Annotated in this window: 23 protein-coding genes; 10 read left to right on the top strand and 13 right to left on the bottom strand. The window is 67.1% G+C overall.

The features are described from left to right. Positions 1 to 212: 212 nt before the first annotated feature. Genes phnK through phnG form a run of 5 tightly spaced genes read right to left on the bottom strand, consistent with a single transcriptional unit; the run spans position 213 to position 4,127 of the window. Complete coding sequence (gene phnK / locus AKI39_RS04465; RefSeq protein ID WP_066642181.1) at positions 213 to 989, bottom strand: phosphonate C-P lyase system protein PhnK; 777 nt, start codon at positions 987 to 989, stop codon at positions 213 to 215. Then, positions 989 to 1,909: an alpha-D-ribose 1-methylphosphonate 5-phosphate C-P-lyase PhnJ gene (locus AKI39_RS04460; protein ID WP_066632874.1), complete on the bottom strand. Its 921-nt coding sequence runs from the start codon at positions 1,907 to 1,909 to the stop codon at positions 989 to 991. Before AKI39_RS04460 ends, phnK begins: the two co-directional genes overlap by 1 nt. Beyond that, positions 1,906 to 3,057: a carbon-phosphorus lyase complex subunit PhnI gene (locus AKI39_RS04455; RefSeq protein ID WP_066632871.1), complete on the bottom strand. Its 1,152-nt coding sequence runs from the start codon at positions 3,055 to 3,057 to the stop codon at positions 1,906 to 1,908. Before AKI39_RS04455 ends, AKI39_RS04460 begins: the two co-directional genes overlap by 4 nt. 1 nt (position 3,058) lies before the next feature. Then, complete coding sequence (phnH, locus tag AKI39_RS04450; protein WP_235610747.1) at positions 3,059 to 3,655, bottom strand: phosphonate C-P lyase system protein PhnH; 597 nt, start codon at positions 3,653 to 3,655, stop codon at positions 3,059 to 3,061. A 7-nt stretch (positions 3,656 to 3,662) separates the two neighbouring features. After that, entirely contained in the window at positions 3,663 to 4,127 is a 465-nt protein-coding gene (gene phnG, locus AKI39_RS04445) for a phosphonate C-P lyase system protein PhnG (protein WP_066632860.1), read from the bottom strand. A gap of 123 nt (positions 4,128 to 4,250) precedes the next feature. On the opposite strand from phnG, the gene phnF reads away from it, so the two are divergent. The 4 genes from phnF to phnN all read left to right on the top strand — a co-directional run bounded on the left by phnF (position 4,251) and on the right by phnN (position 7,833). Next, a complete protein-coding gene (gene phnF, locus AKI39_RS04440) occupies positions 4,251 to 4,973 on the top strand; it encodes a phosphonate metabolism transcriptional regulator PhnF (protein WP_066642179.1) in 723 nt (240 codons plus the stop codon). A 110-nt stretch (positions 4,974 to 5,083) separates the two neighbouring features. Further along, on the top strand, positions 5,084 to 6,280 hold the full coding sequence (locus tag AKI39_RS04435) for an alpha-D-ribose 1-methylphosphonate 5-triphosphate diphosphatase (RefSeq protein WP_066632858.1): 1,197 nt from the start codon (positions 5,084 to 5,086) through the stop codon (positions 6,278 to 6,280). 12 nt (positions 6,281 to 6,292) lie between these two features. Next, positions 6,293 to 7,273, top strand: coding sequence for a DUF1045 domain-containing protein (locus AKI39_RS04430; protein WP_066632855.1), 981 nt, complete (start codon positions 6,293 to 6,295; stop codon positions 7,271 to 7,273). 29 nt (positions 7,274 to 7,302) lie between these two features. Continuing rightward, entirely contained in the window at positions 7,303 to 7,833 is a 531-nt protein-coding gene (gene phnN, locus AKI39_RS04425) for a phosphonate metabolism protein/1,5-bisphosphokinase (PRPP-forming) PhnN (protein ID WP_083229068.1), read from the top strand. 539 nt (positions 7,834 to 8,372) lie between these two features. On the opposite strand, the gene AKI39_RS04420 is transcribed toward phnN, so the two are convergent. Next, positions 8,373 to 9,314 carry a LysR family transcriptional regulator gene (locus AKI39_RS04420; RefSeq protein ID WP_066632852.1) on the bottom strand — a complete coding sequence of 314 codons (942 nt, stop codon included), beginning with the start codon at positions 9,312 to 9,314 and terminating at the stop codon, positions 8,373 to 8,375. 164 nt (positions 9,315 to 9,478) lie between these two features. On the opposite strand from AKI39_RS04420, the gene AKI39_RS04415 reads away from it, so the two are divergent. After that, positions 9,479 to 10,363, top strand: a complete 885-nt coding sequence (locus AKI39_RS04415; RefSeq protein ID WP_066632848.1) for a TauD/TfdA dioxygenase family protein — start codon at positions 9,479 to 9,481, stop codon at positions 10,361 to 10,363. Positions 10,364 to 10,448: 85 nt separating this feature from the next. After that, positions 10,449 to 11,465 (top strand): NAD(P)H-quinone oxidoreductase, encoded by a 1,017-nt coding sequence (locus AKI39_RS04410; RefSeq protein WP_201258550.1) that lies wholly within the window; start codon positions 10,449 to 10,451, stop codon positions 11,463 to 11,465. 120 nt (positions 11,466 to 11,585) lie between these two features. Here AKI39_RS04410 and AKI39_RS04405 read toward each other — a convergent pair whose 3' ends face one another. Further along, positions 11,586 to 13,319: a S8 family serine peptidase gene (locus AKI39_RS04405; RefSeq protein WP_083228621.1), complete on the bottom strand. Its 1,734-nt coding sequence runs from the start codon at positions 13,317 to 13,319 to the stop codon at positions 11,586 to 11,588. Between the two features lie 342 nt (positions 13,320 to 13,661). On the opposite strand from AKI39_RS04405, the gene AKI39_RS04400 reads away from it, so the two are divergent. The 3 genes from AKI39_RS04400 to AKI39_RS04390 are packed head-to-tail and all read left to right on the top strand — an operon-like array spanning position 13,662 to position 16,163. Beyond that, entirely contained in the window at positions 13,662 to 13,883 is a 222-nt protein-coding gene (locus AKI39_RS04400) for a biotin/lipoyl-binding carrier protein (protein ID WP_066632846.1), read from the top strand. Positions 13,884 to 13,890: 7 nt separating this feature from the next. Beyond that, positions 13,891 to 15,255 (top strand): acetyl-CoA carboxylase biotin carboxylase subunit, encoded by a 1,365-nt coding sequence (locus tag AKI39_RS04395; protein WP_201258549.1) that lies wholly within the window; start codon positions 13,891 to 13,893, stop codon positions 15,253 to 15,255. A 29-nt stretch (positions 15,256 to 15,284) separates the two neighbouring features. Next, positions 15,285 to 16,163, top strand: a complete 879-nt coding sequence (locus AKI39_RS04390) for a TrmB family transcriptional regulator (RefSeq protein ID WP_066632843.1) — start codon at positions 15,285 to 15,287, stop codon at positions 16,161 to 16,163. Between the two features lie 12 nt (positions 16,164 to 16,175). Here the strand turns inward: AKI39_RS04390 and AKI39_RS04385 are convergent, their stop codons facing one another. From AKI39_RS04385 to AKI39_RS04375, 3 genes are all read right to left on the bottom strand, one after another. Beyond that, positions 16,176 to 18,401 (bottom strand): acetate--CoA ligase family protein, encoded by a 2,226-nt coding sequence (locus AKI39_RS04385; RefSeq protein ID WP_066632840.1) that lies wholly within the window; start codon positions 18,399 to 18,401, stop codon positions 16,176 to 16,178. Positions 18,402 to 18,726: 325 nt separating this feature from the next. Continuing rightward, positions 18,727 to 20,262, bottom strand: a complete 1,536-nt coding sequence (locus AKI39_RS04380) for an acyl-CoA carboxylase subunit beta (RefSeq protein ID WP_066632837.1) — start codon at positions 20,260 to 20,262, stop codon at positions 18,727 to 18,729. A gap of 33 nt (positions 20,263 to 20,295) precedes the next feature. After that, the gene (locus AKI39_RS04375; RefSeq protein ID WP_066632833.1) at positions 20,296 to 21,372 is read right to left on the bottom strand and encodes a mandelate racemase/muconate lactonizing enzyme family protein; all 1,077 of its coding nucleotides are present in this window, start codon (positions 21,370 to 21,372) and stop codon (positions 20,296 to 20,298) included. A gap of 347 nt (positions 21,373 to 21,719) precedes the next feature. On the opposite strand from AKI39_RS04375, the gene AKI39_RS04370 reads away from it, so the two are divergent. Then, positions 21,720 to 22,832, top strand: coding sequence for a Bug family tripartite tricarboxylate transporter substrate binding protein (locus tag AKI39_RS04370; RefSeq protein ID WP_083228620.1), 1,113 nt, complete (start codon positions 21,720 to 21,722; stop codon positions 22,830 to 22,832). A 46-nt stretch (positions 22,833 to 22,878) separates the two neighbouring features. Here AKI39_RS04370 and AKI39_RS04365 read toward each other — a convergent pair whose 3' ends face one another. Genes AKI39_RS04365 through phnD form a run of 3 tightly spaced genes read right to left on the bottom strand, consistent with a single transcriptional unit; the run spans position 22,879 to position 25,251 of the window. Further along, positions 22,879 to 23,415, bottom strand: coding sequence for a phosphonate degradation HD-domain oxygenase (locus tag AKI39_RS04365; protein WP_066632828.1), 537 nt, complete (start codon positions 23,413 to 23,415; stop codon positions 22,879 to 22,881). Between the two features lie 11 nt (positions 23,416 to 23,426). After that, entirely contained in the window at positions 23,427 to 24,224 is a 798-nt protein-coding gene (gene phnE / locus AKI39_RS04360) for a phosphonate ABC transporter, permease protein PhnE (protein ID WP_066632825.1), read from the bottom strand. Positions 24,225 to 24,255: 31 nt separating this feature from the next. Next, on the bottom strand, positions 24,256 to 25,251 hold the full coding sequence (gene phnD / locus AKI39_RS04355; RefSeq protein WP_066632822.1) for a phosphonate ABC transporter substrate-binding protein: 996 nt from the start codon (positions 25,249 to 25,251) through the stop codon (positions 24,256 to 24,258). Positions 25,252 to 25,290 lie beyond the last annotated feature (39 nt).

Genomic DNA, 25,290 nt, shown 5'->3' with positions numbered 1-25,290 from the left:
CGTCAGTTATCCATGTTGCCATGCGCCACACGCGTCGAATGAAACGGGTGTCGCCAGATCAGGGACGCCGCGGATCCGGCTTTGCCGGTCCGCCAGCGTCGCCCCCTTGAGGGGGAAGCGCGCAGCGCGTGGGGGTGGGCCTTCCCTCCGGTCCGCTGGCGTCGCCCCCTTGAGGGGGACGCGCGCAGCGCTTCGGGGGTGGGCCTCATCCATCAGCTCTGAAGAATCGAGGAAACCAGCAGTTGCGTGTAGGGATGCTGCGGGTCGTCCAGGATCTGGTCGGTCAATCCACTTTCCACGACGTGGCCGCCGCGCATCACCAGCGTGCGATGCGCCAGCAGGCGCGCCACGGCCAGGTCATGGGTGACCACGATGGCCGCCAGGCCCAGGTCCGACACCAGTTGCCGCAACAAGTCCAGCAGCCGCGCCTGCACGGATACGTCCAGGGAGGCGGTGGGCTCGTCCATGAACACCATGCGCGGATGCGTGACCAGGTTACGGGCGATCTGCAGGCGCTGCTGCATGCCACCGGAAAACGACGCCGGCCTGTCGTCCAGACGGCCCACGTCGATCTCCATCTTGTGCAGCCAGTTGCCGGCGACTTCACGCAAGCCGCCGTAGTGCCGCTCGCCCACCGCCATCAGGCGCTCGGCGATATTGGCGCCGGCGCTGACCTGCATGCGCAGGCCGTCGCGCGGATTCTGCCGCACGAAACCCCAGTCGGTGCGGGCCAGCAGCCGCAGCCGCGCCTGCGACAGCGTGGCCAGGTCGGTCAAGCCTTCATCGCGCAGGTCGTAGCGGACGCTGCCGGCCTGCGGCGCGACCTGGCAGGATACCGCCTGCAGCAGGGTGGTCTTGCCCGAGCCCGATTCCCCCACCACGCACAGGACCTCGCCGGGGTACAGGTCGAAGTCGATATCGCGGCAGCCGTGGATGCCGTCCCAGGTGTGCGTCATGCCACGCACGGAAAGCAAAGGCGTAGGCGCCATCATGCTGCGTCCTCCTCGGCGTCCGGGCCGCGGTGTCCGGCGGACTGGCGGTCCGCGCAGTATTCGGTATCGGAACAGACGAAGTGGCGCGCGCCCTGGTCGTCCAGGATGATCTCGTCCAGGTAGCTGTCGCGCGAACCGCATAGCGCGCAGCAGTCCTGCCACTTCTCCACCGTGAAAGGATGGTCCTCGAAGTCCAGGCTTCGGACGCGGGTGTACGGCGGGACCGCATAGACGCGCTTCTCGCGGCCGGCACCGAACAGCATCAGCGCCGGATTGTCGTCCAGCTTGGGATTGTCGAACTTCGGGATGGGCGACGGCCGCATCATGTAGCGGTCGTTGACGACCACGGGGTAATCGTAGGTGGTGGCGATGTGCCCGTGCTGCGCGATGTCTTCGTACAGCTTGACGTGCATGCCGCCGTACTCGGCCAGGGAATGCATGGTCCGCGTTTCGGTTTCACTGGGTTCCAGCCAGCGCAGCGGTTCGGGAATGGGCACCTGGAAGACCATGATCTGGCCTTCGCGCAGCGGCGTTTCCGGAATGCGGTGACGGGTCTGGACGATGGTGGCGGCGCGCGTGGATTCGGTGGTCTTCACGCCCGTCACGCGCGCGAAGAAGCGCCGGATATTGATGGCGTTGGTGGTGTCGTCCGAGCCCTGGTCTATCACTTTCAGGGTGTCGTCGGCCCCGATGATGGCGGCCGTTACCTGGATGCCGCCGGTGCCCCAGCCATAGGGCAGCGGCATCTCGCGGCTGCCGAAGGGCACCTGGTAGCCGGGGATCGCCACGGCCTTCAGCAGCGCGCGGCGCAGCATGCGCTTGGTGGATTCATCCAGGTAGGCGAAGTTGTAATGCGGGTCGCGCGCCACCTCGGCCTGCGTGGCGCTGGCGAAGGCGGGGATGCTTGCAGTGGTCATGGTGCGATGGCCTCGTCCAGGGTGGAAGCAGCGGCGGCCCGGGCGGCCGGCGCATCGTCTTGCGCGGCGTTCCCGGCTTGCCGATCCCGTTCGGCACGCATGCGGCGCACCAGTTCCAGGTTGGCCTGGAAATCCACGTAGTGCGGCAGCTTCAGGTGCTGCACGAAGCCGGAGGCCTCCACGTTGTCGCTGTGATACAGCACGTACTCGTGGTCGTTGGCCGGCGAGTCGGCGGCCTCGCCCAGTTCGGCCGCGCGCAGGGCGCGATCGACCAGCGCCATCGACATGGCCTTGCGTTCGCCATAGCCGAAAACCAGTCCATAGCCGCGGGTAAAGCGCGGACCCTCCTGCGGATTGCCGGAAAACTGGCTGACCATCTGGCATTCGGTCACGTCGATTTCGCCCAGCGTGACGGCGAAGCCCAGTTCTTCGACGAACATCTCGACTTCGACCGTACCGTAGCGGATCTCGGCCGCGAAGGGATGCGTGTTGCCGTAGCCGCGCTGGGTGGAATACCCCATGGACAACAGATAGCCTTCGTCGGCGCGCGCCAGGTTCTGCAGGCGCGCGGGCCGCGAGGCGGGAAAGGCCAGCGGCTGGCGCGTCAGGTCGAAGGGCGCCGGATCGCCAGGCGGGACGGCCTCGTCTTCCACCAGCGATTCGTGCCGCAGCAGGTCCGTGACGCGCGGCATGCTGGACTCCAGCGGGACGTCGGCCGGCGGCAGCGGCGCCGCGGGGGCGTCGTCTTCCAGGCTGAAATCAAGCAGGCGCTGCGTATAGTCATAGGTGGGTCCAAGCACCTGGCCGCCCGGCACGTCCTTGAAGGTGGCGGAGATGCGGCGCTGCAGGCCCATGCGCGCGGTGTCCAGCGGCTGGGTGTAGCCGAAGCGCGGCAGCGTGGTGCGGTAGGCGCGCAGCAGGAAGATCGCTTCGATGGCATCCCCGGCGGCCTGCTTGAGGGCCAGCGCCGCAAGGTGCGGGTCGTACAGCGAGCCTTCCGCCATCACGCGCGACACCGCCAGCGGCATCTGTTCGCGGATCTGCGCCAGCGTCAGCGCCGGCACGGCGGGATCGCCACGGCGATAGCTGTCCAGCATGCGATAGGAATTCAGGATGGCGCGTTCGCCGCCCTTCACAGCAACGTACATGTCAGTTCTCCATCCGGGTGGTGCGCGGCAATCCGCAGACCAGATTGCCTTGCGTCAGGAAGACGTCCACGCCCAGCGGAAACAGCGCGTGATTGGCCGCCCACTGTTCGCGGAATCCCCGCGGCAGGCCGGCCACCGACACGGCCCGCGTACCGCGGATGCCGGGCCCGGCCAAGGTCAGCGGATCGCCAGTGCCCAAGGCCTGCACTTCGATCAGCAGGGTGGCGGACAGGTCGGGATAAGCAGGGTCGCCCGCATCGCAGCCGTCCAGCGCCGGCGCGATGCAGCCGGCGGGCACGGCGATGAAGCGTGCCTGCGCCGGGTCCGCGACCAGCGGGCAGGCGCAGTGGAAACGCAGGAAGCCGCGCACGCTGTCGTCCACGCTCGCCGGCAGCCATACCGGCGCGTCGACGTCGGCCAGCGCCAGCAGCATCGCCGTCATGGCCGGCGACAAGCCGGCGGGCACGCCGCAGGCTTGCTCCAGCAGCTGTATCTGTCCGGGACTGGCCAGCGCCTGCAGCGCGGCGCGGAAGGTGGCCTGGGCGCCCGCCACCGGATCGTCGAAGCCGGGCAGCAGGGTGGCCGCGGTGTGAGTCATCGCCATATCAGTTGTCCCCCCGCACCATGGTGAAGAAATCGACGCGCGTCTGCGCGGCGACCGCGGCGCGCGCGGCGGCGCTGTCCGCGTGCGCCCGGGCCAGCGGCTCGATAACGCTTTTGCGCACGCGCTCGTGCCACGCACCCATCTGCAGCAGCCCATCCAGCACCGCGGCCTGTTCCGCGTGGCGCGGCGCGCGTCCCCGTATATAGGCGGTGCCGACGGTGCCATCGTCGAAAGCCACGGCGCAGCGCGTCACCGAAACTTCGCCCAGGTTGAACTGGGCGCCCGTGCCGCCGGCGCGGGCGCGGACCATGGCCATGCCGGTTTCCGGCGCGCGCAGCTTGCGGTAGCCGGGCAATTCGCCCAGTGCCGCATAGGCGCGGGCCAGGGCGTCCGGCGTCGCCAGCGCCATCACGCGCATCCAGTCGGCGCGCGGCGCATGCCGCGGTTGGCCGTTGTCGGGAATCATGGTTACCTCTAAACGTCTATACGAGTAGATGTAGTATGATCGGTCACGCGGCAAAGTTCAACCGCAGTGGACCACGTTGTCGGTGAATTTTTTATGACCACCCTTGCGTAACGGATGAACATCATGGTGGAACGAGGATCGGGCATCGCCGTCTGGCGCCAGATAGGCGAAGCGCTGGCGACGGACATACGCAACAAGCGCTACGCGCCCGGGGAACAGTTGCCGCCGGAGCCGGAACTGGCCGCGAAGTTCTCCGTCAACCGCCACACGATACGGCGCGCGATGGGCGCGCTGGAACAGGGCGGCCTGGTGCGCATCGAGCAGGGCCGCGGCACCTTCGTGCAGGAACACGCGATCGACTACGCGATCGGCAAGCGCACGCGCTTTTCGGAAAACCTGGGCAGCCAGGGCGTGTTGGGACACACGCAAGTCATCGCCAGCGAAACCGTCAAATCGGCGGACATCGCGCATCAGCTAGGCCTGACGCGCAACGCCGCGCTGCTGCGCGTGCAGCTGATCGGCAAGACGGAGAACCGCACCATCAGCGTGGCCGAGCACTATTTCGAGGAAAAGCGCTTCCCCGGTTTCGTGGACAAGCTGAACGCCACGCGTTCCATTTCCAAGACCTACCGGCAGTTCGGCATCGCCGACTACACACGCAAGTGGTCGCGCATCACGGCCACCCTGCCCAGCGACGACATCGCGCGCCTGCTGGCGCAGCCCAAGACCCGCCCCATCCTGAAAGTGGAGGCGCTGAACATCGACCAGGACCAGCTGCCTTTGCAATACAGCATCACCCGCTTTTCCGGCGACTGGGTGCAGCTCATGGTCAACGACGACGACTAGGACGTTGCCGTACGAAAGCCCGCCGCCCTTGCCGGCACCCCCGCGAAGACATCTAGACATCTGTTCGTCATCCAAGACCGCTACCCTACAAGGTTCTACAGGTGGACCCCATGCATCCAGACAACTCGCCTTCCCATTTCCTGAGCGGCATCAGCGGTAGCCGCGTATTGACGGCCCAGGGAGTGGGCCCCGCCTGCCTGTCCTTCGAACAGGAGCGCATCGCCGATGCGCGGATCGGCGCCGGTCAGGCGCACGCCGAATTCGATGCCGGCGATCTGCTGGTGCTGCCAGGCATCGTGGACCTGCACGGCGACGCCTTTGAACGCGCCGTCATGCCGCGGCCCGGCGTGACCTTTCCCTACGACGGCGCGCTGCTCGACGTCGACCGCCAGTTGCTCGCCAACGGCATTACCACCGAATTCCACGGCCTGACGCTGTCCTGGGAAGGCGGCCTGCGCGGCGAACCCTACGCCATGCGCATGTTCGACGCGCTGGACCGCATGCAGCGGCTGCTCGGTGCGCGCCATTATGTGCACCTGCGCTTCGAGACCCATCACGTGGCCGGCGTGGACGTCGCGCAATCGTGGATCCGCGCGGGCAAGGTGCGTTTCCTGGCCTTGAACGACCATCTTCCCAGCATGACCAAGCGGCTGGGCGACGATCGCAAGCTGCTGCAGTACGCCGAACGCGCGGAATGCGACCTCGATACCTTCCAGGACCGCATCCGCGCGGCCATGGAGTCGGCCGATGCGGTCGCCGGCGCCATGCGGGAACTGACCGACTGCGCGCGCGAAGCGGGCCTGGAGGTCGCGTCGCACGACGACCGGGATCCGGCGACGCGCCGCTATTACCACCAGCTGGGCTGCAAGGTGGCGGAGTTCCCGCTGACCGCGGAAGCCGCGCAGGTGGCCCGCTCGCTGGGCGATGCCATCGTGTTCGGCGCGCCGAATGTCGTGCGCGGCGGAAGCCACACCAACGCGCCCGACGCCACGGAGATGATCCGCGCGGGCCTGTGCGACGTCCTGGCGTCCGACTACTACTATCCGGCCCAGCTGACCGCCGTGATGAAGCTGGCCAGCCGCGGCGTCCTGCCGCTGGAACAGGCCTGGGCGCTGGTGTCGCGCAACCCCGCGCGCGCGGCGGGGCTGCGCGACCGCGGCATCCTGGATACCGGCATGACGGCCGACGCCATCGTGGTGGACGACAGCGTACCGGAGGTCCCGCGGGTGTGCGCCGCCATCGTCGGTGGCCGCCTGCGCTATGCCGCGCGCCATTTCGACAACCGCCTGGCACGCGCCGCCGCCTGAGGGGCACACACCATGCCGCAGGCTTATCGCTACGCCGTTTATCTGGCGCCCGTCGGCCCCTGGCGCGAACTCGGCAGCGCCTGGCTGGGCCGGGATGAAGACACCGGCCGGCGCATCCCGCGCTGCCGGACGGACGATCCCCGGCTGGATGCGTGGACGGACGCGCCACGGCACTACGGGCTGCATGCCACGCTCAAGCCGCCCTTTCGCCTGCGCCCCGGCACCACGGCGGCGGCCCTGGACGAAGCGGTTCGCGCGCTGGCCCGCATGCAAGCACCCTTTCGCATCGCGCTGACGCTGCGCGCGCTGCGCGGCTTCCTGGCGTGGTGCCTGCCCGACGACGCCGGCATGCACGCGCGGGTGCGCGCCCTGGCCGACCGCATGGTGCGCGACCTCGATGCCTATCGCGCGCCGCCGACGCCCGCCGAGATCGCGCGGCGCCGCCCGGATCAGCTCACCCTGCCGCAGCAACGCATGCTGGCCGAATGGGGCTATCCCTACGTCTTCGACACGTTCACGTTCCATATCACCTTGACCGGGCAACTGGGCCCCACCGAACTGGACCATGCGGAAGAGTTGCTGCGCGCCCGTGCGGGCCGCGCGCTGGATGGCGCCATGCCGGTGGAAGCCGTCAGCGTGTACGTACAGCCACGCCCCGACGATCCCTTCCTGGCGGCGCGGCACTACCATTTCGACGGCTCCGTGCGCGACGCAGCCGGCGCCGGTTATATGGACGATGAGGCGTCCATGAGCACGCCCGCGCGGCCGCCCGAAGGGCGTGCTCCCTCCCACGGGGAGGACGTCGCGCAGCGACAGGAGGGCACATCGTCCGACGCGCCCGCGCGGCCGTCCGAAGGGCGTGCTCCCTCCCACGGGGAGGACGTCGCGCAGCGACAGGAGGGCACATCGTCCGACGCGCCCGCGCGGCCGCCGGAAGGGTGCGCTCCCTCACAGGGGGACGAATCGCGCGGCGACAGGAGGGTACAACGGTGAATCCGGATACGCCCCCCCTGATCTACGTCATGGGCGCTTCGGGAAGCGGCAAGGACACGCTGCTGCGGCACGTACGCGCCATGAGCACGCCCGAGGATCGCCTGCTGGTCGCGCATCGCTATATCACGCGGCCCAGCGGGGCGGATGAAGCCTCCGTGGCACTGACGGAAGAAGAATTCGCGCGACGCGAAGACCTGGGCTGCTTCGCGTTGTCCTGGCGCAGCCATGGACTGGCCTACGGCATAGGCGTGGAAATCGATGCCTGGATGGCCGCGGGCGTAACCGTGCTGGTGAACGGGTCCAGGGCCTATCTGCCACAGGCCTGCGCGCGCTATCCCGGCCTGTGCGCGGTGGAAATCGTCGTCGATGCGCGGACGCTGAAACAGCGCCTGACCGGTCGCGCCCGCGAAAGCGGGCAAGCCATTACGGAAAGGCTGGCGCGCGCGGTGGCGACATTCGACGTGCCCGTGGGTTGCGCATACGTCGCCCTGGACAATAACGACGCGCCAGAACAAGCGGCGAAAAAACTGCTGGAGATCGCACGGCAACGGCATGCATAACACCGGACCGGGCGCAGCGCGACATCAAGCCGGCCAGCAGTCCGGCAGCGCCAAGCCGAACCGCGCATTCGACGCCTTCCATTCGGCGCGCGGAAACGACCTCGTCCTGGGTACCGGACTGCGGCATTGTGAATGGGACCGCGGACTTTCTATCCACAGTGGTCAGATAGCCTTTGTCCCCCGTGCAGCCCAGGTAAAGATCGGGAAACTCGTCCAGGGCGATCAAACCGCTGTCGCCGAAATAGTCAAAGGTGGAGTACTTGCCGGGGCTGGTGTCGGAGCCAATCACGAGCCCACCGCCCGAGGGAACGGTAAGATAATTGCCCATAACCGTCTGGAACGCGCATAGGAACGTAATCTCTTTCGCGGGATGATTCATATCGACACCTTGCGTTAGCCTGAGGGACGTGCGACCTGGCGCCATCATGGCGCCACGCCCGGGGATCGGCTTTTACGCTGCGCCTTTTCCCTTTTGAATTCGTGCCCTGCATTGGTCGGCATATCACGCCGAGCCGGGCGCACAGGGGCCGGCTCAGGGGTCAGCGCATGCGCGCTGCTTCCACCAGATAACGATGGAAGCGGCTCAATAAGGGGTCTTCCAGCGACATCCGGTGAAACGCCAGCATCACGGGGTTGATGGGCAATGCGCGCCTGACCTTGACGATGCGCAGCACGCCGAAGCCCACGTGGCGGCGCACGATGGATTCCGGCGCGATGGACACCAGCCGCGACGCGGCCACCAATGCCAGGTTGGCTTCGAAGGAGCGCGTTTCCATCAGCGGCTTGATCGGCGGCAGGCCGTTTTCGCTCCAGAAGGCATCGAAGGCGCCGCGCGAGGTCGTGCCCCGTTCGGGCAAGGTCCAGCCCAGCGCCGCCAGCCGCGATAGCGATACCTGTCCTTCCGGAATGCCGGGATGGTCCGCGGCGCAGTAGATGACGGTACGTTCGTCGAACAAGCGCTCGACCACCCATTCGTCGCTCGTATCCTGCACGCTGCCACGCAGGATCGCGAATTCCAGCTCACCCGCGGCCAAGGCGTTGAACAGCGCGACGGAATTGCCTTCGCGCACTTCGAAGCGCATGGCGGCGTCCTGCGTCCCGGCCTTGTCCGTGGACGCCAGGGCGCCATCCGGATAGACGCGCTCCAGCAAATGCGGCAACAGGGTGTGCATGGCGCGCGGGATACAGCCCAGCCGGATCGGTGGCGCGTCGCCCGCCGTCAGGTCGTTCAGACGCTCCATCGTACGCAGGGCGAAGCGGGCGCGGGGCAGGACCAGCCTGCCCTGGGCCGTCGGCACGCTGCCATGGCTGGAGCGCTCGAACAGGCGCGCCCCGATCAGCGCCTCGGCCTCGGCCAGCAGGCGCGACAGCACAGGCTGCGGTACGCCCAGCTCGCGCGCGGCGCGGTGCACCGACCGGCTCTCGCCGACGGCCACCAGGGCTTCGATATGGCGGCGCTGCAGGGATTTCTGTTTAGGCATGGCGTCAGATACGAATTCAGTATAACGGTATGCCTTATATATATCATTTACGGCATTACCCACCATTGCTATATTGGCCCCGCTACCGCCCCGTCCGCAACCCGCCAGGCAATCCCGGCATCACGCGGGACGGGCCCCCACACCAGCACGCACAGGCCAACATCATGTCTTCGATTACCGTTACTCCTCTCGCGCCGGCGCTTGGCGCCGAAATTTCCGGATTGGATCTGCGCGCGCCGCTGGCTGCCGCCGACGTCGCGGCGCTCAAGCGCGCCTGGGGCGAGCACCTGGTCCTGCGCTTTCGCGGCCAGCTGTTGAGCGATCCCGAACTGCTGGCGCTGAGCCGGGTCTTCGGCGAACTGGACCCCCCGGGCCCGAATCCCTACGGCAAGCCCTTCCTGGTGGAATTCCCGGAGATCAACGTCATCTCCAACGTGAAGAAGGACGGCGTGCCGATCGGCAACCTGGGCGACGGCGAAGCGGTCTGGCATTGCGACATGACCTATATCGACACGCCGCCCATGGCCGCGCTGCTGCATGCGCTGGACGTCCCGCCCAGCGGCGGCGACACCTTCTGGGCCAATATGTATTTGGCCTACGAAACGCTGCCGTCCGCGCTCAAGCAGGCCATCGCCGGCCGCCGCGCCATCCACGACGCCACCTATAACAGCGCCGGCATGATGCGCAAGGGCATGAAGGAAGTCACCGACCCGCGCGAAGCGCCGGGCTCGCGCCATCCGCTGGTGGTGCGCCATCCGGAAACCGGCCGTGCCGCCCTGTACCTGGGCCGCCGCCGCAACAGCTATATCGTCGGCCTGCCGCTGGACGAAAGCAACGAACTGCTGGACCAGCTGTGGGCGCATGCGACCCAGCCGGAATTCACCTTCCGCCAGGAATGGCAGCCGCATGACCTGATCCTGTGGGACAACCGCTGCACGCTGCATCGCCGCGATGCCTTCGATCCCAGCGTCAGCCGCATCATGCACCGCACGCAGATCAAGGGCGCGGCCACCGTGCCTTACGATATGCAAGACGCCATCGCCGCATGATGTCCGCGGCGGGACGCGCCCACCGGCGGGCGCATCCCGCTACACGGCGCGCGGCGCCGCGGCCTTTCCCCAGACGGAGACCAGGATGAGCAACGATGCAGGCGCCACCATGAAGGCCATATTGATGCGCGAGCCGGGAACGGCCGACGTCCTGTACTACGGCGATGCGCCGCGACCGGTCGCCGGACCGGGCGAAGTCCTGATCCGCGTCCACGCCACGTCCGTCAATCGTCCGGACATCGTCCAGCGGGAGGGCAATTACCCGCCGCCGCCGGGCGAGTCCGACATCCTGGGCCTGGAAGTGGCCGGCGTCGTGGAGGCCGTGGCCCCGGACGTGCGCGACTGGCGGCCCGGCGACCGCGTCATGACCTTGGTCGGGGGCGGCGGCTATGCGGAATACGCGCGCGCACGGGCCGACCTGCTAATGCGCATCCCCGAGGGCATGGACTTCGAGACCGCCGCCTGCGTCTGCGAGACCTATATCACCGCCTATTTGAACGTGTTCATGGTGGGCGGCCTGCGCGACGGCGATACCGCGCTCCTGCATGGCGGTGGCGGCGGCGTGAACACGGCCGCCCTGCTGCTGTGCCGCGCACTGGCCCCGCGCGCGCGCCTGATCGTGACGGCATCGCCCGGCAAGGAAGACCGGCTCAAGGTGCTGGGCGCGCATCACGTCATCGACTACCGTGCAACGCCGGACTTCGCGGCCGAAGTCAAGACCATCACGAACAAGAAAGGCGCCGACGTGATCCTGGACCATATCGGCGCCCGCTATCTCGCACCGAACATGAATTCGCTGGCCGCCGGCGGACGCCTGGTGATCATCGGCGTCATGTCCGGCATCAAGGCCGAGCTGAACCTGGCCCTGATGATGGTCAAGCGTCAACAGATCATCGGCAGCGTCCTGCGCTCGCGCCCGGCGCCGGAAAAGGCCGCCATCGTCAGGGAGTTCAGCGAGCGCGCGCTGCCTGGTATCGCGGACGGCCGTGCCACGCCCATCGTGGAAAAGGTATTCCCTCTGGCGCAGGCCGCCCAGGCCCACGCATGGATGGAAGCGGGCGGTATCTTCGGCAAGATCGTCTTGTCGGTACGGCCGACGTAGATCCAGAAAGACACGCCGCCCACGGCCAGCAGGCTCCATGCGCCCACGCGCCGGAACAATCCGGCGCAGGGGCGCAGGCGCCCGGCGCGCGCGGATGGTTGCGTCGTGCGGGCCATGTGCTCAATGCCCCAGTACGCGCAGTTCCCAGGACACGACCGCGCTTGTGGGCGCCGGGTCCTTCGCGTCGACCACGCGCAGCGTCCAGGTGCCGCGTGCCGACTCGTCCAGGAAGGCATTGGACGCCGTCAGGTCTATGGAGAACGCGCCGTCAGGCAGCGCGACCAGGGTATGCGCCGGCAGGATGATGCTGGACGTGCCTGATGGAGACGTCAGCACGATATGCAGCTGGTTGGGATTCTTGTGCGTCGTCCGCAAGCGCAGCTGTACCGTCTCGATCTTCATATCGTCATCCACGGTGATGCGGGGCCCAGACGCCGCCGCCTCCCTGGCGGCGACGGGCGCTTCCTTGTCCGCGGTCGCCAGCCAGCCGGTATTGCGCAGCGGCCCCAGGGGCGTGTGGCGCTGCGCGGCCTGCACGGCGGCGGTTGCGTCCACCAGTCCGTAGCCGTACCAGTTGCTGAAGGCGCGGCCCGCGGCATTGGTGACCCAGCCATCGTCCAGCACCAGCCCCTGCCAGACGATCTTCTGCCGGTCGGGGTCGATCTGGCGCGCGGTGGTGGCCAGGATGTACTTGATGTCGCGCCAGGTCAGCGCGGGATTGGCCTGCAGCATCAGCGCGGTCACGCCCGTCACGGTGGGCGCGGCGGCCGACGTGCCGTTGGCCCGCGCGGTGTAGTCGCCGCTGGCGTCGACGCTGGACAGGCTGCCGCCATCGAGGGCGTTGTAGCGCGGCGAGCCGGGCCGGTCGCGGTTCAGGCCACGGTCCGCGCCGGACATATCGGTCGTCACGATGGCCGGCGCGTATAGGTGCGCATCGGCAACGTTGGGAAGCCCCACGGCACCGGAATCGGTCACGTACTGCCTTTCATGGCCATACTCGCCGCCCAGGCCGGACACCCATAGCGTTGAACCGGAGCTGGAGTAGGAAGCCTTCACGCCGGCGGCATTCACCGATGCGACCGTCACCACCCTCGCCATGGCGTTCATGGATTCCGCCGCCGCGGTCAGGCAGCTGGTGCCGGTGCCGCCGGTCGCCGCGCTGCAGGCCTGCGCGCTGACGCCGATTTTTTCGGCGCTTTCGAATTCATTGCCGCCGGACTTGATGAAGAGGTCGCCGCTGCCGCCGTCCACATCCTGGTCCGGATATTCCGCGGCCGAGTACGGCGTGAAGAGGACGGGCGAGCTCCCGCCGCTCAGGTTATGCAGCCGCGCCCGGGGCAGATCGCCCGCGCCGGGCGCCGCCATATCGATCAGCTGCGCCCCCGGCGCAATGCTTCCGCCGCCTTTGCCATTGCCTTCCACGGCGGCAATGATGCCCGCGGTGGCGGTGGCGTGGGCCACATCGAAATCCCCCGCGGTGGCCCGGTCCAGCGGATGGCGGGCCAGCAGATTGGGCGCCAGGTCTTCGTGGTCCGGATCGATGCGGCCGGGTTCGTGGATGGCGACGACCACGCCCTTGCCTGTGATGCCCTGCTGGTGCAGCGTACCCAGGTTCAAGTCGACGCCGGCCTGGGGCCGCGTATCCCCAAAGACGTGCTGCCCGGTGTTCTTCAGGTGCCATTGATACGGGAAGAGCGGGTCGTCCGGAACGGCGGCCTCGAAAAGCTGCGCCGCGCTGGCGGCATGCGCATGGGCGCCATCCGGCGCCGCCGCGCCTGGCGCGGGCGATGCGGGGAAGCCGCTGGTGTCGTCCGGTGCGGGGACGTGCGGGATGGGAGGAGTGCAGGCGATCATGACGAAGAAACCCAGGACGATGGGATCCCATGACGGGAAACGTGATCCCCTGTTGTGCCGCGGCGCTGCGATTCGATCCCGCTGGCCATCCGGAGGACGGCGGCGCGGCCCCACGATCCGTCAACGGTTCACGCCCTGGCATGCCGGCCGAAACTGTTTCCGACGGCCCATGCCCTGGGCCACGGTTTCATTGCCGGGGCCTACTGCATTTACGTTGTTGTTGCGACAACTACCAAAATCGCCTATTCTGATTTCCATCGCGTCCGAGCCCGGTCGGTTTATGTATCCGACAGCCATGCGAGGCGGACGCGGCAGCCATGGGGCCATACGGAGGAGCACGGCATGAGTACCGTAGACGTCAAAACCGAAATCACCGGCAATGTGTGGAAAGTGCTGCGGCAAGCGGGCGATACGGTGGAAGAAGACGAACCCATCGTCATCCTGGAATCCATGAAAATGGAAATCCCGGTCGTCGCGCCGGAGGCCGGCACCATCGCCGAAATCCTGGTCCAACCCGAACAGACCATTTCCGAAGGCAGCGTCGTCGCGCGCCTGACGGTGTGAGCGCGCCATGGCGTCCCTGAACCGTCTGCTGGTCGCCAATCGCGGCGAGATCGCCTGCCGTGTCATGCGCACCTGCCGCGCGCTGGGCATCGAGACCGTCGCCGTCTATTCCGAGGCCGACCGCGAGGCGGCGCACGTGGCCATGGCGGACCAGGCCTGTGCCATCGGGCCGTCGCGCGCCAGCGAAAGCTATTTGCGGCAGGACGCCATACTGCAAGCCGCCGCGCAGGCAGGCGCGCAAGCCGTCCACCCCGGTTATGGCTTTCTTTCGGAAAACGCTTCCTTCGCCCAGGCCGTCCTGCAAGCGGGATTGACCTGGATCGGCCCGCGCCCCGACAGCATTCGGGACATGGGCGACAAGCAGCGCGCGCGCGAACTGGCCGTCGCCGCCGGCGTGCCCGTCGTACCCGGCAGCGAGCGCTACGAAGCGGGTGCCCTGGACGGCATGGCGGAAAGCGCCGCGCGCGTCGGCTACCCCCTGCTGGTCAAGGCCGTCGCCGGTGGCGGCGGCATCGGCATGCGCCGGGTCGACAAGCCCGAGGACTTGATGGCCGTCGTCGAAGCCAGCCAATCCATGGCCGCCAAGGCGTTCGGCAACGGCGCGGTATTCCTGGAGCGCTACATTCCGCTGGCGCGCCACGTCGAGATCCAGGTCTTCGGCTTTGGCGACGGCAACGCCATACACCTGTACGAACGCGATTGCTCGCTGCAGCGCCGCTACCAGAAAATCATCGAGGAAAGCCCGGCACCGGGACTGCCCGCCGCGACGCGCGCCCGCATGGCCCAGGCGGCCGTGGACTTGTGCCGCGCCACCCGCTACCAGGGCGCGGGCACGGTCGAATTCATCGTGGACGCGGCCTCTTTCGAGTTCTACTTTCTGGAAATGAACACGCGCATCCAGGTGGAGCATCCGGTGACCGAAATGATCACCGGCCGGGATCTGGTGGCCATGCAGATCGACCTGGCACGCGGCCAGCTGCCGGCACTGGCCCAGGACGAGATCGCCACGCGCGGACATGCCATCGAATGCCGGCTGTATGCCGAGGATCCCAAGCGCATGTTCATGCCGTCGCCCGGCAGGCTGGCCGTGTTCCGTCCGCCGGCGGACCTGCCCGGTGTCCGGGTGGACAGCGGCTACCGGGAAGGAGACGAGATCACGCCGTTCTACGATCCCATGGTCGCCAAGCTGATCGCGCATGGAGACGACCGCGATACCGCGCGCCGTATCGCGGCGGATGCCTTGCGGCAATTCGCGGTCGAAGGCATACGGCACAATCGCGATTTCCTGATCGCCTGCCTGGAACATCCGGACTTCGCCGCCGGCGATGTCCATACCGGTTTCGTCGAGTCGCACCGCCAAGCCCTCTGCTAAACTCGCACGGTTTTCGACGGGGTACCCCGATGAGCGTCAAGCATGTGGCCAGGGACGACGCGTCCACTGACAACATTTCCGGCGATTTGAAAAGACTGGGCTTCACCGAGTATGAAGCCAAGGTCTATGTGCAGCTGCTGGGCATGCCGCCTTCGACTGCCTACGAGATCTCCAAGCAGGCGGGCGTGCCGCGGCCCAATACCTACAGCGCGCTGGACAGCCTGGCGCGGCGCGGCGCCGTACTGCCGGTGCGCGAGAACCCTACCTGCTATGTCGCCGCACGGCCACGCGAACTGCTGGACGCGATCGCACGTCAGACGCGCTCGCTGTGCTCAGGGCTGACCGAACGCCTGGAGGCCGTCACCCCGCGTAGCGACGACCACTACGTCTGGACGCTGCGTGGCGACCCGGCGGTGCACGAACACATCGACATGCTGATCGAGCGCAGCACCGAGACGGTCTGGATCAAGGCCGCCGACCACGTGCTGCGGCGCCATGCCGACCGCTTGCGCGAGGCCGCCGTCACGCGGGGGGTGCGCTTGCTGATCGTCCTGTTCGGCAACAATGCGGAGGAATTCCGCTACACCGACAAGTGCAGCGTCTATATCCATGAAAACAACGGCGTACGCATGGGCACGGCGGACAACCTGTTCACCCTGGCCGTCGATTACCGCGAGATGCTCACCGCCAACGTCGAGGGTGACGTCATTGCGGCGCACTCCAAGAACATGCCTATTGTCACGATGGCCTTGTCGCTGATACGCCATGACTATTACATGGCGGAGATCTTCGCCCGCTTCGGCAGCCAGATCGACGAAGCGTTCGGCCCGTATCTGCGCGATCTGCGGTTGCCCAGCTTCACGCCGGAGCAGGTCGCGTCGTTCAAGAAGAATACCGGGGTGGTGTAGCGTTGTGGCTTGCTAGGGCCTGTTGACAGGCCCCAGTGCCGCCCGCCAGGCCGCCATCCGCGTCTCCAGCGTCGACACCACCGCCAACGCCTTGGCCATATCCGGAATTTCGTCATACACCGGCACGCCCACCGCTCGTGCCCGCTCCCGATAGGCCCGTTTGCTGTCTTCCAGCTCCGGTGAACCATCCCCGCGCAAGGCCAGCAGGAAGTGCGCCTGTCCCGCCCATTTACGTTGCGTCTGTTCGACCACGCTGAGCAGATTGCCGATCGGATCGACCGCCCCCCGGCCGACGAAGGCGGCCAGGTTCAGGTGCATGGCGACCGCGTCCGGACGCGCGTGTTCGTAGACCAGGTCCAGGATTTCCCCCGCCACCCAGCCGTCTTTCTCCTGCAGCGAGCGCACCGGCGTATCGATGGGATTCAATACGCTGGTGCCCGGTGGAAAGCCCAGGGACTCCAGTGCCGCGCGCGCGGACGCGCCAAAAGGCGCCACCGCCAGGCCTTCGCGCGCGAACGTATCGGCGCCCAGCACGCTGGAGCCGCCGCCGTTGCCGAACAGCGTCACGGCGCGCGTCGGCCGTTCCGGACGCAGCGTCAAATGCTGCAGCGCCAGCAGCGCGTTGATGAATTCGTCGACGGTCTGCACCAGCGCCACCGGTGTCTGCGCCGCCACGGCATCCCAGGCGCGTTCATGGCCGGCCAGCGCACCGGTATGCGAGCTGGCTGCCAGACGTCCCAGGCTGGTGGTGCCGCCCTTCAGGATCACCACCGGCTTGGCCACCGGCGCGTTGCGCAGCAGGTCGAAGAAGGCGCGGCCATCCTTGATGTCCTCCAGGTACAGGCCCACCGCCTTGGTGTCGGGGTCGTACAGGAAGTATTCGAGCAGATCGTGCGGCGCGATGTCCGCGCTATTGCCGATGGTCACCAGCCCGCTGAAGCGCAAGCCGCGCCACTGGCCGCGCTTGATGATGTCGGTGGACAACCCACCCGATTGCGACACGATCCCGATGGCGCCCGCTTCCTTGGGCGCGTCGGATGGGAACGTCAGGCCGCCGCGCGGCGAATACGTGCCCAGGCAGTTCGGTCCCAGCACGCGTACGCCGCCGGCCCGCGCCTGTTCCACCAGCCGCTGCTGCATGTCGCGGCCCTCCTCCGTCTCGCCAAAACCGGAGGAAATCACCTGCGCGAACCGGCACCGGCCCGCGGCCGCGCCGAGCACCTCGGGAATCTGGCTGGCGCCGATCGCGACGTAGGCGTAGTCCACCGGCTGCGGGGTTTCGGCCAGGCTGGGATAGGCGGGCAGCCCCTCCACTTCCGGCGCGCTGGGATGGATGGGGTAGATGGCGCCGTCGTAGCCGTAGGCCTTCAGCCGCCGGATGAAGGTGTTGGCGATCGCGACACTGCGCGTCGACGCGCCCAGCACGGCTACCGTGCGTGGCCGGAACAGCGGCCGGTAATACTCAAGGACATCGCTGCCCGTGGGCGACGCAGGGACGGCACGCTCGGCCGGTGCCGCTTCCCGCACCGGCGCCAACACGAATCGCGCGTCCACCGCGCGCACACCGTTCGACGATGCGATCAGGGGATTGATGTCCAGCTCGGCCAGATCGTCGCCCAGCGTCTCCAGCAGTCCGCCCTTGCCGCCTACCGCCATCAAGGCGCGCACCAGGGCCTGCCTGTCCGCCGCTTCCTGGCCGCGCGCGCCATCCAGCAGGGCCGCGCCGCGCAGCTCGTCCAGCATGGCCCACGCATCGGCCTCGGTAATGGGGCAGATGCGAAAGGCCACATCCTTCAGCACTTCGATGAAGATGCCGCCCAAGCCGACCATGATCATCTGCCCGAACTGCGGATCGCGCACGGCACCGACGGCCACTTCGATACCGCGGGGCGCCATTTCCTCGACCAGCCAACCGTCCACGCGGGCCGCGGCAATCGCCGGCCTGGCCGCCATGGCGCGCACCGCATCGCGTACCGCATCGGCATCGCGCAGGTTCAGCGCCACGCCGCCCGCGTCCGATTTGTGCAGAATGTCGGGCGACACCACCTTCGCCACGAAAGGCCCGCTCAGCGCGGACGCCTGCGCGGCGGCGTCATCGGCGTCGCACGCCACCACCGAGCGCGGCACGGCCATGCCGAAGGCCGCCAGCAAGGCCTTGCCGTCGGCTTCGCTCAAGGCCTGCCGGTTCTCCTCGCGCGCGCGAGCAATAATGCCGCGCGCCTGATTGCGTTCCATCATTTCAGTCCTCCATGGCGCCCCGCACCACCTTCACCGCATGAAACAGGTATCGCCCGTTGAGAGGCAAGTGCAAACCGCTTAAGCGTGGGTCTCATCGTCGCAATAAACAGGTCTGCCCCGATCCGGGACGCCGCGGATCCGGCTCCGCCGGTCCGCCAGCGTCGCCCCCCTTGAGGGGGGAAGCGCGGAGCGCTTCGGGGGGTGGGTTTCATCGTCGCAATAAACAGGTCTGCCCCGATCCGGGACGCCGCGGATCCGGCTCCGCCGGTCCGCCAGCGTCGCCCCCCTTGAGGGGGGAAGCGCGCAGCGCTTCGGGGGGTGGGGTTCAGTAACTCGTAGGCCAGGTACGCATCAGGTGTTCGCCGATGCCGCCCGAACGGCGGCGCCGGTGCACATCCAGCATGCGGATGAGGAATGCGCGGGTTTCCTGTGGCTTGATAACGTCCTGCGCGGAGAAGATCCGGGCCATGTCCCAGACTTCCAGGTCCTTCTGGATGTCGGCCAGCGCTTCCTCGAAGCCTTCGTCGGACGGCGCCTTGTTGTGCACGATATTCGTGGCGAACACCGGGTCCATGAAGCTGACCTCCGCCATCGGCCACGCCACCATGACGTCGTTGTGCGCGCCGCCGCCCATGGCCACGTAGGCGCGGCCATAGGCCTTGCGGCACAGCACCGTAATCTGCGGCACGGTGGTCAGGCAGGTGGCGTTCATGAAGTTCATGATGTGGCCCGGCGCGCCGCGCCGCTCGGCGTCCAGCCCCACGACGAAGCCCGGCGTATCCATGAAGCGGATCAGCGGGATATTGAAGCTGTCGCACATCACGGTGAAGTCCACCGCCTTGCGGCACGCCTCGGCCGACAGCGCACCGCCGCCCGACATCGGGTTGTTGGCAATGACGCCCACGACCTGGCCTTGCAGGCGGGCCAGTGCCGCGATCAGCGGCTTGCCGAAGCGGGCCTTGATTTCCAGCAGGCTGCCGCGGTCGAAGATGATCTCCAGGATCTTCTTCATGTTGTAGACCTGGGTACGCTTCTCCGGCAGGATCTCGAGGATCCGCTCCTGCCCTTCCCCCGAGCCTTCGGTAACCTCCGCGGCCGGCGGCAGCTGGCCGTTGTGCGACGGCATATAGGACAGGAACCGGCGGATGGCCTGCATGGCCTCTTCGTCGGTGTCGACGAAATAGTCGATCAGGCCCGTCTGTTCGGCGTGCAGCCGCCAGCCGCCCAATTCTTCCAGGTCTACCTTTTCCCCGATGGCCATCGACACCAGGCGAGGGCTCGATACCGACATGATCGAGCCTTTCTTCATCACGGAAAAATCCGAGCAGCAGCACAGCCATGCCGACGACCCGAACGAGGTATTGAGCGCCGCGGCCACCCACGGCGTATCGCGCATGCGGCGAAACTGCGAGGTGTCGTTGCCCAGCAGCGCGCCCATGCCGCGCGAACCCATGGCGTCCGGCAGGCGCGCGCCGGTGGATTCGCCGACGTGCACGAAGGGCATGCCGCGCTCGGTGCAGGCCTTGCGGACGTAGCCCATCTTGCGCGAATTGGTGGCGCTGGTGGACGCGCCCTTGGTGGTGAAGTCATTCACCACCACGCCGACGTCACGCCCGTCGATGCGGCCGAAGCCCACCAGCTTGCCGTCGCGCGGCGTCTCGTCCGCGTCCAGTTCGAAGCGCGCCGAGGCGCCCAGCACGCCCAGTTCGATGAAGCTGTCGGCGTCGACCAGCTTGTCCAGGCGTTCCTGCGCATTCAGGTCGCCGCCCGCGCGGCGCTTGGCCAGCTTTTCCTCGCCGCCCATGGCGCGCGCGGCTTCGCGCCGGCGATCGAGTTCCGCCAGCAATGCTTCATGGGGCATGGTCTTCTCCTTCTCGTTAGGCGCCAGCGTGGTTCAGGCGCCGAAATCGCGCCGCTCGACCGTCAACCTGTCGATGGCGGCATGATCCAGTTCGGGCCGATAGCCCGCCGGCATGACGACGGCGCCGCGCTCGAAGCCCAGCGGCTGGCGAAACAGCTTGTCCGGATGCTTCAGGAAGCCGTTGAACTCACCGGCGTTGTCTATCGTGGTGCGCGCCACGCACGCTTCCATCCAGTTATGGACTTCGCTGCCCAGGCCGTCGCCCAGGACCGGGCGCATGCCGTTGGCGCGCACGCGATTCAGGCCTTCGGCCAGCCGTTCCAGGCTGCCGAAACGCTTGAGCTTCAGCTTGCAGTAGCCCACATTGCGCAGCGTGGCGGCGCGGTCGATATCGGCAAGCGCGCAGATCGGTTCGTCCAGCATCAGCGGCACGGGGCTGGCCAGCGCCACCGCGGCATTGGCGTCCCAATCATCGGCATCGCAGGGCTGCTCGAACAGCTCGATGCCTTCCGGGTCCAGCTTGCCGACGAAGGCCACGGCGTCGTCGCGGCTATAGGCGCGGTTGGCGTCCAGGCGCAGGCTCGCGCGTCCATCCGCCGCACGCTGGATGGCGCGTACGCGCTCCAGGTCCGCGGCGACGTCCTTGCCGACCTTGACCTTGAAGACCCGGAAGCCCGCGGCGATGCGGCGGTCGATCTCCTCGGCGATGGCGGCCGGCTCCAGGGCGCTGACGGGTACCAGCAACGGCAGCACGGTGTCCTGCACCACGTCCAGGAAGGGCGAGTTCTCCAGTGCCTCGATCGCGCACACCATGGCGGTGACGGCCACCTTGCTGTCCAGGAAGCGGGCCAGCAGCGCGGCCTTGGCGTCGCCGGCATCGCGTCCGGGCAGCGCAGCCAGCTGCTCCAGGCAGAACGCCCATGCGCCCTCGCGCGTCTCGCTGCTGGAACCGGGCGACACATGGCCGTCGGCGAACGCCCGCCGGCCGGCCTCGTCTTCCAGTTCCACCAGATAGGGTTCGAACTCGGTGAACGTGCGATAGGAGAGGCGGTAGGGGGTGGTCAGCGGCAGGCGCAGGCGGCGCAGCGTGACTTTGCGTATTTTGCTCATGCAACCTCGGGTGGGAATATGCGGGGGGCCCGGCGGCCTATTCCGCTTATGGTTGTTGCGTACACTACTACGATAATCCGCGTGCCGCAACGGTGAATAATCGATTATTGCAATGCGGCAAACCTGGCCCCTATATGCATATGCGTTTTTACCCGATTGACGCGGCGCGCATTCAGGGATCACAATCGCCAAATTAGTAGTTGTATCTGCGACAACGATAACCCTCGGCGCGCGACAGCGCGCACGGGGAGACGCCGCGACCCGTCACCGACCATCGCGGCGAAACACGGCATTCCGCCCCGGACGGCGGAATCGCACGGAGACAACGCGCATCAACGGAGGCAGCGATGCAGGACCACGATAAGAACGGCGGCGAGAACGCAGCGGCCCACCCATCAAGGGCGTCTTTCCCGCCAGGACAGGCAACGCGGCGGGACCAGCCCGCCGCCCTGCCGCGGGCCGGGACAACTCGCCGCGCCGGCATCGCGCGCGCATGGATGGCCGCGGTGGCCGCGACCCTGTGCGCCGCCTTGATCGCCCCAGGCCCCGCGCGGGCGCAGGACGACTGGCCCAGCAAGCCCTTGACGCTGCTGATCCCCTACGCCCCCGGCGGCACGACCGACATCATCGGCCGCATCCTGGCGGACAAGGTGGGCCGCATCCTGGGGCAGACCGTGGTCGCGGACAATCGCGGCGGCGCGGGCGGCACGATCGCCGGCACCATGCTGTCGCGGTCCAATCCCGACGGCTACACGATCATGCTCGAGCACATCGGCTTCGCTTTCAACGCGACGCTGTATCCGCACCTGAGCTACGAGCCGCTCAAGGACATCACGCCGGTCGCCTACGTCGGGCAGACGCCCAACGTGCTGGTGGTGACCAACTCCATGCCGGTGCACAACATCAAGGAATTCCTGGACTATGCCCGCGCGCATCCCGGGGCGGTCAACTACGGATCGGGCGGCGTCGGCAGCGCGGGCCACCTGCCCATGGCCTGGCTGCAGTCCAAGCAGGACTTGAAGCTGACCCACATCCCGTACAAGGGATCGGGCCCCGCCATCACGGATCTCATTTCCGGCCGCATCGAGGCCATGCTGCTTACCATTCCGGCGGTGCTGCCGTACATCCGTAGCGGCCAGGTCAGGCCGCTGGCGACGTCCGGCGCGCAGCGCGCGGCGTCCCTGCCCGACCTGCCCACCATGCTGGAGGCCGGCATCAAGGGTTTCGACTACGAGCCCTGGTATGGGGTGTTCGTGCGCACCGGTACGCCGCCGGCCGTCGTCGCCAAGCTGCATGACGCGATCAACAAGGCCCTGCAGGATCCCGATACGCAGAAAAGAATGCTGGAGCAGGGACTGGCCGTTTCCACCTGGACACAGCAGAAGTTTCAGCAGCAGGTGCACGACGATACCGAGAAGTGGCACGCCATCATCACGTCGCTGAACATCAAGATGAATTAACGGGCGACGCGGGGCCTCGGTGGCTCGGCAGGGCCGCGCGGCCGCTTCAGGCCGCGACGGTTTCCAGCAATTCCAGGTAGTGCCGCAGCGGGGGCGTTGCCGCCCCCGGCACCTTGGCCAAGTCGTCGTACTTGCGCAGGCGCACGGCTTCGGCGAAATAGGGCAAGCGTTCGAACGCCTGCACTTCCTCCGGCGTGAAAGCGCCACCCTGCAGCACCAGGGAGTCCTTCGACGCCTGCGACAGCGTGGACCAGTAGGCCGGATCCACCGCGCAGAGATAACGCTTGGCCGGCACGTGCAGGCGCACCGGCGCCACCACGCTTTCGCCGACCAGGCCCAGCAAGGCGCGCGCCCCGATGTCCTGGTGGCGCTTGTCCTCCAGCGCGCTCTCGGCCATCATCAGATGGCCGACGTCATGCAGCAGGCTGGCAACGATCGTGGCCGCCGATTCCCCCGCCTGTTCGGCCAGCGCCGCGCATTGCAAGGCGTGTTCGGTCTGGGTGACGGCCTCGCGGCCGTAATAGGCGCTGCCATAGCCGGCGAACAGGCTTTCGACACGCGATAGGGTGAGTGCTTCGGACATGATGACTGCGATCAGATGAAGATTTTGCGTATGCGCGACGAAAGCACGTCGATGGCGATCACGAACAGCACGATGATGATCATCACCGCGCAGGTCTGGCCGTACTGGAAGCTGCGGACGATTTCCCAGAGCACCATGCCGATGCCGCCGGCACCCACGATACCTACCACCGACGCGGAACGCACATTGGATTCGAAGCGGTACAGCGAATAGGAAATCCACAGCGGCAGAACTTGCGGGATGACGCCGAAGACGATTTCTTCGATGGCACCGGCGCCGGTGGCCCGCACGCCTTCCACGGGCCGCGGATCGATCGCCTCCACGGCCTCGGAAAACAGCTTGGCCAGCACGCCCAGGGTATGGATCCACAGGGCCAGCACGCCGGCGAACGGCCCCAAGCCCACCGCCACGATGAACAGCATGGCGAAAACCATTTCGTTGATGGCGCGGCAAGCGTCCATCAGCCGGCGCACGGGCTGGTGCACCCAGGCCGGCACGATGTTCGACGAGCACAGCAGGCTCATCGGCACCGCCAGCACCACGGCAAGGAAAGTGCCCCAGATGGCGATCTGCACCGTGACCAGCATCTCTTCCAGATACATCCGCCAATCGCGGAAGTTCGGCGGAAAGAAATCCTGCAGGAACTGCGACATGTTCCCGGAATCGCGGAACAGGTCCAGCGGGCGCATGTCGGCCCCCTGCCACGACGCGGCCAGCACGGCAATGATGATCGCCCATGTCAGCATGGCGGGCAGGGAGCCCTTGGGCGGTTGAGGCGCGGGCCGCGCCGTGGACAAGGTGGCACTCATGGGTTCTCTTACCTATATGCGGCGGCGCCGCTTACTGCTGCGACTTGACGGAGGCGACCTGCTTGGCCAGCTCGGCCAGCTTGCCGTCGATCTCGGCCAGCTGCTTCTGCCTGGCTTCCGCGCTGAGCGTCGTATCGTTTTCGATCTTGGCGCGCTGGCCGGCCAGGCTGATCTGGCGGATCGGCAGCAGCTGCGTATTGTCGGAATCGACGAAGCCCTTGTAGCTCAAGGTCTTCAGCTTCTCCAGTTCCTGCGCGGCGTCCGGGCCCGTCTTGCCGTAGTTCACGAAGAAGGCCTTGATCTTCTGCTTCAGGTCCTTGGGCAGATCGGCGCGCCACACCAGCGGATCAGCCGGGATCAGGGGCGATTTCCACAGTACGCGAACCTTCTCTTCCGGGGACTTTCCGGTGTTGATCCTGTAGCGCTCCATCGCTTCGGTGTTGGTGATGGCCACATCGACCTGGCCGTTCATCGCCGACAGCAGGTTGGTTTCGTGGTTGGCGATGCGGAAGTTCTTGAAGAAGGACTTGGGATCGATCTTGTTGGCGCCCCACAGGTAGTAGCCGGGCACCGCCGTGCCGGACGTCGAGTTGGGATCGCCCGCGCCGTAGCTCATGGTCTTGCCGTTCTTGAGCACGTCGTCCAGCGACTTGACCTTGCCGTCCTTGGCGGCAACCAACACCGACCAGTAGCCCGGGTTGCCGTCCTTGTCGATCACGTGGGCGAACACTTCGCCCTGCGAGCGATCCACCGCCTCGATGGCCGAGAGGTTGCCGTACCAGGCCATCTGCACCTTGTTGAAGCGCATGCCCTCGATGATGCCGGCGTAGTCGGAAGCGAAGAAGGGCTTGACCTGCACGCCGATGGCCTTGCTCAGGTCATCGATAACCGGCTGCCAGGCGCTGCGCAGATTGCTCGACGATTCGGTCGAGATGATGCCGAAATTCAGGGTCTTCGCGTCCTGGGCGAACGCCGGCGCGGAAAGGGCCGCCGTGGCGATGAGGGCGCAAAAAGTTCTGCGAAGCATGAGGGTAACTCCGTGTCTTGCAAGAGGAAGGAAAAGGAA

It is taken from the genome of Bordetella sp. H567 (assembly GCF_001704295.1).
Classification (GTDB): Bacteria; Pseudomonadota; Gammaproteobacteria; order Burkholderiales; family Burkholderiaceae_B; genus Bordetella_C.
Note: the sequence above shows the minus strand (reverse complement) of the source record. Positions and strands in the feature narration are given on the sequence as shown.